This is a genomic window from Dietzia sp. Cai40 (assembly GCF_014145165.1).
Classification (GTDB): Bacteria; Actinomycetota; Actinomycetes; order Mycobacteriales; family Mycobacteriaceae; genus Dietzia; species Dietzia natronolimnaea.
Map to the genome: position 1 here is coordinate 1 of NZ_JAALEB010000016.1, position 7632 is coordinate 7632.

7 protein-coding genes are annotated in these 7632 nt (G+C 70.4%); all 7 read left to right on the forward strand.

Annotated features, from left to right (window positions below):
• Positions 1-234: 234 nt before the first annotated feature.
• On the forward strand, positions 235-744 hold the full coding sequence (locus G6022_RS00785) for a hypothetical protein (RefSeq protein ID WP_182639465.1): 510 nt from the start codon (positions 235-237) through the stop codon (positions 742-744).
• 133 nt (positions 745-877) lie between these two features.
• Complete coding sequence (locus G6022_RS00790; RefSeq protein ID WP_182690879.1) at positions 878-3922, forward strand: Na+/H+ antiporter subunit A; 3045 nt, start codon at positions 878-880, stop codon at positions 3920-3922.
• Entirely contained in the window at positions 3919-4506 is a 588-nt protein-coding gene (locus tag G6022_RS00795) for a Na(+)/H(+) antiporter subunit C (protein WP_182690881.1), read from the forward strand. The genes G6022_RS00790 and G6022_RS00795 overlap by 4 nt, the downstream gene beginning before the upstream one ends.
• Positions 4503-6128: a Na+/H+ antiporter subunit D gene (locus tag G6022_RS00800; protein ID WP_182638961.1), complete on the forward strand. Its 1626-nt coding sequence runs from the start codon at positions 4503-4505 to the stop codon at positions 6126-6128. The genes G6022_RS00795 and G6022_RS00800 overlap by 4 nt, the downstream gene beginning before the upstream one ends.
• Before the next feature lies 1 nt (position 6129).
• A complete protein-coding gene (locus tag G6022_RS00805; protein WP_182638963.1) occupies positions 6130-6783 on the forward strand; it encodes a Na+/H+ antiporter subunit E in 654 nt (217 codons plus the stop codon).
• A complete protein-coding gene (locus G6022_RS00810) occupies positions 6780-7073 on the forward strand; it encodes a monovalent cation/H+ antiporter complex subunit F (RefSeq protein ID WP_182610648.1) in 294 nt (97 codons plus the stop codon). Before G6022_RS00805 ends, G6022_RS00810 begins: the two co-directional genes overlap by 4 nt.
• On the forward strand, positions 7070-7438 hold the full coding sequence (locus tag G6022_RS00815; protein WP_182610647.1) for a monovalent cation/H(+) antiporter subunit G: 369 nt from the start codon (positions 7070-7072) through the stop codon (positions 7436-7438). The genes G6022_RS00810 and G6022_RS00815 overlap by 4 nt, the downstream gene beginning before the upstream one ends.
• Positions 7439-7632 lie beyond the last annotated feature (194 nt).

Sequence of the window (7632 nt, forward strand, 5' to 3'; positions counted from 1 at the left end):
CGCGGACCGGCCGGGCGCCGGACGCGCGGACCGGCCGGGCGCCGGACGCACCGTGGCGAACAGAGAACCCGGTCACGTCCGCTTGCCGCCGCACGCCTGCGCGGTCTACAGTTCTCGGTCATGCGGAAGATTCTCGTAGTAACCGGACGTAACGGGGCCTGAAGACCGGCACCCCCGTTGCGTGGTTGCTCGATCTCCGTCGGTCCCCGCACCGACGTCTGAGACGAGAACACCATGTACGCCACCACCTCCTCCCCCACCGGGACGACCTCCTGCCCGTTCGCGGAGCGGTTCGGTCGCCGGTTGCCGAGCGGCTTCGCCGACGAGGCGGCCGCACTGGACTGGCGCACGCTCGTCGACACCTACGCGCCGTCGACCGACCACTTCCACCTGGCCGACCTCACGCGCCGTCCGCTGGGCCGCGGGATCACGGCGTACGAGGCGATCCTGGCCACCCGTGATCCTGCAGCCCCGGGTGAGTTCACCGCCCACCGCCTGACCACCGAGTCCTGCGGGGACCTCACCGCCATGTCCGAGATGCTGGGCAGGATCGGGGCCCGCGTGGAGATCGAGCGGTTCCACCAGTACGAGGGAGACGCGTTCGACCGGACCGAGTCCTGGTGCACGATCCTGCAGGCCACCTGCGGGCGGCGCGCGACGTGGGCCATGGGTTTCGGGCAGTCCCCGGGCGAGGCCTCGATCGCCGCGCTGCTGAATGCGGCGACCCTCCTCCACCTGCGCTGAGAGAGGGCCTGTCGGTCACTTTCTGTAAAGTGATCGGCGAACCCCGACCCTGGTCGACCACCGACACCCCGCCCTCTTCCGGCGGGGGCGTCCGCGCGTCGTTCTCCGGTCCACACGACGAGAGGAGCCGCCGGTGATCGCGATCCTCTCGGCCCACGCCGTGGCCGCCCTGCTCGCGGTCCCGCTGGTCCTGAGGTTCGGTCGCCGAGCGTTCCTGGCACTGGCCCTGGTGCCGGCGGCGGGAGCGGTGTGGGTGGCCGCCAACCTGGGCCGCGTCCCCACCGAGTCCGTCCAGTGGGCACCCGGCATCCACCTCGCGCTCGATCTGCGGATGGATGCGTTGTCGGCGCTGTTGGCGCTCATCGCCCTGGGCGTGGGCGCCCTGGTCCTGGTCTACTGCACCTGGTACTTCAAGGACGACGAACCCCGCCTGCACCTGTTCGCCGCCGAGCTCGTGGCCTTCGCCGGGGTCATGTTCGGCCTGGTGGTGGCCGACAACATGATCCTCCTCTACATCTTCTGGGAGATCACCTCCGTCCTGAGCTTCCTGTTGGTCGGCCACTACGCGGCGCGGGCCTCCGCCCGCCGCGCGGCCACCCTGGCCCTGCTCGTCACCACCCTCGGCGGTCTGGCGATGCTCGTCGGGTTGATCATCCTGGGCCAGGCCACCGGGTCCTACCTGATCAGCGACGTCGTCGCGTCGCCACCGTCGGGTCCGCTCATCCACTGGGCGCTGGTCCTGGTGATCATCGGTGCGGGGAGCAAGTCCGCGATCGCCCCGCTGCACTTCTGGCTGCCGGGCGCCATGTCGGCCCCCACGCCGGTGAGCGCCTACCTGCACTCCGCCGCGATGGTCAAGGCCGGAGTCTTCCTCGTCGCGGCCATGACCCCCGGTCTGTCCGGTTCGTCCACCTGGCAGCTCCCGCTCATCGTGCTGGGTCTGGTCTCGCTCCTCATGGCCGGGTGGCGCGCGCTGCGCGAGACGGATCTCAAGCTCGTGCTCGCGTTCGGTACCGTGAGCCAGCTGGGGTTCCTTCTCGTCCTGGTGGGCATCGGGTCGCGAGACACCATGCTCGCCGGCCTGACGATGCTGCTCGCTCACTCCCTGTTCAAGTCGGCGTTGTTCATGTCCGTCGGCGTGATCGACAAGACCACCGGCACCCGGGAGATCCGCGACCTGTCGGGCCTCGGGCGGAAGCGACCCGCGCTCGCACTCGTCTTCACCCTCGCCGCCGCCTCGATGGCGGGCCTGCCCCCCTTCCTCGGGTTCGTCGGGAAGGAGGCCGCGTTCGCCACGGTCCTGTCCGAGGAGCGACTGCACGGGATGCCGTCGCTGGTCGTCACCGCGGGGCTCGTGGCGGGGTCCGTCCTCACCTTCTCCTACACCGCACGCCTGGTCATGGGCGCCTTCCGGTCCAAGCGGTCCTTCCCCGACGGCATCAGCCCCGCCGTCGCCGCCTCCCGTCCGGCGGGCCCGCTGTTCCTGTCCGTTCCCGCCGCCCTGGCCGTCTCCGGACTGGTGCTGGGGCTGTGGAACGCGCCCGTCGAGAACCTCATCGCCCGGTACGTCGACGTGGCGTTCCCGCCCGGCAGTCCGTGGCGCGGACCCGAGGGTTACCACCTGGGCCTGTGGCACGGGATCGGCGTCCCGCTCGCCCTCACCCTGGTGGTCTACGTGCTGGGCACCCTGCTCTACGTGGCGCAGCGGACCGTCGAGAGGATGCAGTTCGAGTCGCCGGCCCTCGGCAACGCCGACCGCATCTACGACGCGGTGCTCAGGTTCTTCGACACCCTCTCGCTGCGCCTGACGGCGAGCATCCAGCGAGGCTCCCTACCGCTCACCCTCGGGATCATCCTGGTGACCCTCGTGGTGTTCCCGTTCGTCTCACTCCTCGCCGGCACCCGCGAGGGCCTGCGCATGGAGCTGTCGGCCAACCCGGTCGTGCTGATCGTCATGATCCCCATGGCGCTCGCCGCGGTGGCCGCCGCGGTGCTGCGCAACCGCCTCGCCGCGGTGATCTGCATGTCCGTTACCGGGTACGGGCTCGCCGTGATCTTCGCCTTCCACGGCGCCCCGGACCTCGCGCTCACCCAGGCGCTGGTCGAGACGCTCCTGATGGTCGCGTTCGTGCTGGTGCTGCGCACCATGCCCGCCGAGGTGCCGCTCTCCAACGGGTTCCGCCGGCTCCGGGCCTGGCTCGGGATCGGCGTCGGGCTGCTCGTGGTGGTGACCGGCGCCTACGCGATCAACGCCCGCCAGCACCCGGCCGTCTCGCTCGTCTTCCCCGACATCGCCTACCAGATCGGCAACGGCGCCAACGCCGTCAACGTCACCCTGGTCGACATCCGCGCGTGGGACACCCTCGGCGAGATCACCGTCCTGCTGGTCGCCGCCACCGGGGTGGCCAGCCTCGTGTTCCGCAACCGTCGCTACGGCTCCGGCCCGCGCCTGGCCGACGTCGACAAGACCCGCTCGGGTCGGCGCGGCGTCGAGGCGGCCCGGATCGTCATCGAGGCGCCGGGGGCGACCCCCGGACGGTGGCTCGTCGGCGCCACCGTCCGCGACCCCCGCGCACGGTCGCTGGTCCTCGAGGTCACCACGCGTCTCGTGTTCCCCACGATGATGATCCTCAGCCTCTTCTTCTTCTTCGCCGGCCACAACAACCCCGGCGGCGGGTTCGCGGGCGGCCTGGTCGCCGGTCTGGCGCTGGTCCTGCGCTACCTCGCGGGCGGGCGCTACGAGCTCGGTGAAGCCATCCCGATCGACGCGGGCCGGATCCTCGGCCTCGGCCTTCTCCTGGCCGCCGGCACAGCCACCGCCTCGATGTTCTTCGGCGCCCCCGCCCTCTCGAGCGCCACGTTCGAGGCCACGCTCCCGGTGTTCGGCGAGGTCAAGTTCGTCACGGCCCTGCTCTTCGACGCCGGCGTCTACCTCATCGTCGTCGGTCTGGTCCTGGACGTCCTCCGCAGCCTGGGCGCCCGACTCGATCTGGACGCCGAGGATCTCGAGGAGCTCCGCGCCATCTACGTGGACGCCACCGAGTCGCCGTCCACGGCCGCGCTGCGCAGCGTCCCCGGCGTTGACGCCGACGGCGCACGCTCCGACCTGGCCGCCCACCGCGCCGCCCGCCGCGAGGCCGCCGAGAACCAGGGCGCCCCGTCAGGAGGCAGGTCATGACTGCCGACTTCGGGCTGCTGCTGCTCGCCGGGCTCCTCTGTGCCGTCGGGGTCTACCTGCTGTTGGAGCGGGCGATCATCAAGATCCTGCTGGGGATCATGATCTTCTCCAACGGGATCAACCTGCTCCTGCTGGCCGCGGGGGGACCGCCCGGCAGCCCGCCCATCATGGGGCGTGGCCGGAGCCCCGACGCCGCCGACTCGGATCCGCTGTCCCACGGGATGATCCTCACCGCGATCGTCATCACCGCCGGCGTCGGGGCCTTCATCCTGGCGTTGGCCTACCGCTCCTACCAGTTCACCACCGCCGACGAGGTCGCCGACGACGCCGAGGACACCAAGATCGCCAAGCGCTCGCCCACCGACGCCTGGTCGGCACCCGACCGGGACCTGTCCGACGACCACACCACCGGTCAACCCACCGAGCTGGGAGACCACGTCGACTACGACGACGAGGACCTGGAGGAGGCCGAGGCGGAAGCCGAAGCGGAGGCCCGCGCCCGCGCCGCGGCCGCCTCGCGCGACCGCAGGCGGACGAGGCGCGACGACGGAAACCCGGACGACGGAAAGGAGGGTGGCCGGTGATCTCCCCCGAACTGTTCGGCTACCTCATCCCGTCCGTCGTCCTGATCCCCCTGCTCGCCGCGGCGTTGTGCCTGGTGGTCTCCCGCCGTCCCCGGGTCCAGAACATCATCACCATCGTCACCCTCACCGGGGTGCTGGTCATCGCCGGCATCCTGCTGGTGCTCACCGACCAACACGGCGTGCACACCGTGCAGGTGGGCGGTTGGGACGCACCCGTCGGGATCACGCTGGTGGCGGACCGGCTCAGCGCCCTCATGCTCTGCGTGTCGGCCATCGTGCTGCTGACGGTGATCATCTACGCCGTGGGGCAGGGCGTCCGCGACGGGGACGGCGACCAACCGACCTCGATCTTCCTCCCCACCTACCTGGCGCTCGCGGCGGGACTGAACGCGGCGTTCATCGCCGGCGACCTGTTCAACCTGTTCGTCGGGTTCGAGATGCTGCTGGCCGCGTCCTACGTCCTGCTCACCCTCGGCGCCAGCCAGGAACGAGTCCGCGCGGGGGTCTCCTACACCGTCGTGTCGATGGTGTCGTCGATGGTGTTCCTGCTGGGCATCGCGCTGACCTACTCGGCCGCGGGCACGCTCAACCTGGCCCAGCTGTCCGTCCGGATGGCCGAGGTCCCGGAGGGGCTGCGGAACACGATCTTCGCCGTCTTCCTGGTGGCGTTCGGCATCAAGGCCGCCGTGTTCCCCCTCTCGACCTGGCTTCCCGACTCCTACCCCACCGCGCCCGCCCCCGTCACGGCGGTGTTCGCGGGCCTGCTGACCAAGGTCGGCGTCTACGCGATCATCCGCTTCCACACCCTCGTGTTCCCCGGCGGGTCCATGGACGGCGTCCTGCTGGTGGCGGGTCTGCTGACGATGGTCATCGGCATCCTCGGCGCGATCGCACAGTCGGACATCAAACGAATACTGTCGTTCACCCTCGTCAGCCACATCGGGTACATGATCTTCGGCATCGCCCTGTCGACCGGGTACGGGTTGAGCGCGGCGATCTACTACGTCGGCCACCACATCATCGTCCAGACCACCCTGTTCCTGGTGGTCGGACTGATCGAACGGCAGGCCGGGTCGTCCTCCCTCCGCCGTCTGGGTTCGCTCGCCGTGGCCAGCCCCGTCCTCGCCGTCGTCTTCCTCATCCCGGCCCTCAACCTCGGCGGCATCCCGCCGTTCTCCGGCTTCATCGGCAAGCTGGCGGTGGTCCAGGCCGGCGCGGAGGTCGGCGGTCCGCTCATGTGGGTGCTCATCGCCGGGGCCATGGTCACCAGCCTGCTGACGCTCTACGTGGTGGTCCGCGTGTGGTCCAAGGCGTTCTGGCGCCCCCGCGCGGACGCTCCCGAGGGAGCGGTCGCCCTGGCCAAGCCGCTGGCCCTGCTGCCGTCGGACGAGTACGTGGAGTTCGACGAGCGCGAGGAGGTGGGCCGGATGCCACTGAGCATGCTCGCCCCCACCATGGCCCTCATCGTGGTCTCCTTGTTGATGACCGTCTTCGCCGGCCCACTGCTCGGGGTCACCGACCGTGCTGCCGAGAGCCTCATGGAGCGGCATGACTACCTGGACACCATCCCCATCGATTCCACGCCCGAACGCTACGTCGACTCCGTGACGGGGGTGCGCTGACATGGCCCGCAGGTTCAAGGTCCGTCTCGACCCCCGGGTCGTCGGGTCCCGCGTGTTCATGATGCTGTGGCTGACGGTCGCCTGGGTCATGCTGTGGGGGCCGGTCGAGGTCGGCACGATCGTCGCCGGGGTGCTCGTCGCGATCGTGGTGATGGTGCTGCTCCCGCTGCCCCGAGTCCCCGTGGAGGGCCTGCTCAGGCCCGTGTCCACGGCATGGCTGGTGGTCGTGGTGGCCTACTACCTCGTCCGCTCGTCCATCACCGTGGCGTGGCTGTCCGTGCGCCCGCAGGCTCCGCCCCGGTCCGCCGTGCTCAGGGCACCGATGCAGCTCAAGTCGGACTTCACCCTCGCCCTGGCCGTCAACACCCTGAACCTCATGCCCGGCGGCATCGTCGTGCGCGTCGACCCGGTCGCGCGGTACGTGTACGTCCACGTCCTGGACGCCGGGAGTCCCGAGGCGGTCGAGAGGTTCCGTCGCCAGACCGCCCACGTGGAACAGTTATACGTGCGCGCGTTCGAACGTCCCGAGGACTGGCGACCCAGCCCGCAGCACTATTGCGCCCCCGCAGAGGAATACGGGACCAGCGGCCCCGAGCGCGTTGACGACCGCGACCGCCCACCCGAGCCCGTACGAGACAGCGAGGAGCACCGATGAGCCTGTCACTGCTGCTGTGGAGCGCGGCCGTGGTCGCCCTGACGCTCGCACTGTTCACCACGATGATCCGGCTGATCGGTGGACCCAACACCCTCGACCGGCTGATCTCCCTGGACATGCTCGCCGCCATCGCGCAGTGCGGGGTCGGCGTGTACATCGCCTGGAGCAAGGACACCACCGCCGCGGCCGCCCTCGTGGCGTTGGCGCTGGTCGCCTTCCTCGGATCGGTGTCCGTGGCCCGGTTCCGGGTCAGCGACTCCACCGGCGTCCACAAGGAGGCCCTCACATGACCGACGACCCCCGGGAGATCGTCTCCGCGCTGTTCGTCCTCGCCGGTGCGCTGCTCACCCTCGCCAGCGCCATCGGGCTGGTGCGCTTCCGCGACACCCTGAGCCGGATGCACCCGGCCGCCAAGCCACAGGTGCTGGGCCTGGTGCTCGTACTGTTCGGCGCCAGCGTCCGGATCTTCCCGCACATCGACCTGGGAATGCTCCTGCTGGCCGGGATCGTGGCCGTGTGCACCGCCCCCGTGATCGCCAACCGCGTGGGCAACCTGGCGTATCACGAGAGCGTCGAGGACGGCACCATCACCCACGAGGCCCCGGTCCTGGAGAAGTTCCAGGCGAGCGAGGCCAACCGCAAGAACACGCCCTGACCGGAGCCCGCCAGGCCGACTCCCGCCATCCGCTCCGGCGCCTGCACACCGGGACCGGGACACAGCCGATCAGGGGCACAGCTGATCAGGGGCTCAGCCGATCAGGGGCACAGCCGCTCCGGGCCGGGCGCCGACGACTCGAGCCCCGCTCCCCTTCGCGGGGGCGGGGCTCGTTCGGTGACTCGGGGTCGGTG

What these genes read in the sequence shown, in the direction of transcription:
- G6022_RS00785 (WP_182639465.1), top strand. Translation starts at nt 235, where the DNA reads ATGTACGCCACCACCTCCTCCCCCACCGGGACGACCTCCTGCCCGTTC.
- G6022_RS00805 (WP_182638963.1), top strand. Translation starts at nt 6,130, where the DNA reads ATGGCCCGCAGGTTCAAGGTCCGTCTCGACCCCCGGGTCGTCGGGTCC.
- G6022_RS00795 (WP_182690881.1), top strand. Translation starts at nt 3,919, where the DNA reads ATGACTGCCGACTTCGGGCTGCTGCTGCTCGCCGGGCTCCTCTGTGCC.
- G6022_RS00815 (WP_182610647.1), top strand. Translation starts at nt 7,070, where the DNA reads ATGACCGACGACCCCCGGGAGATCGTCTCCGCGCTGTTCGTCCTCGCC.
- G6022_RS00810 (WP_182610648.1), top strand. Translation starts at nt 6,780, where the DNA reads ATGAGCCTGTCACTGCTGCTGTGGAGCGCGGCCGTGGTCGCCCTGACG.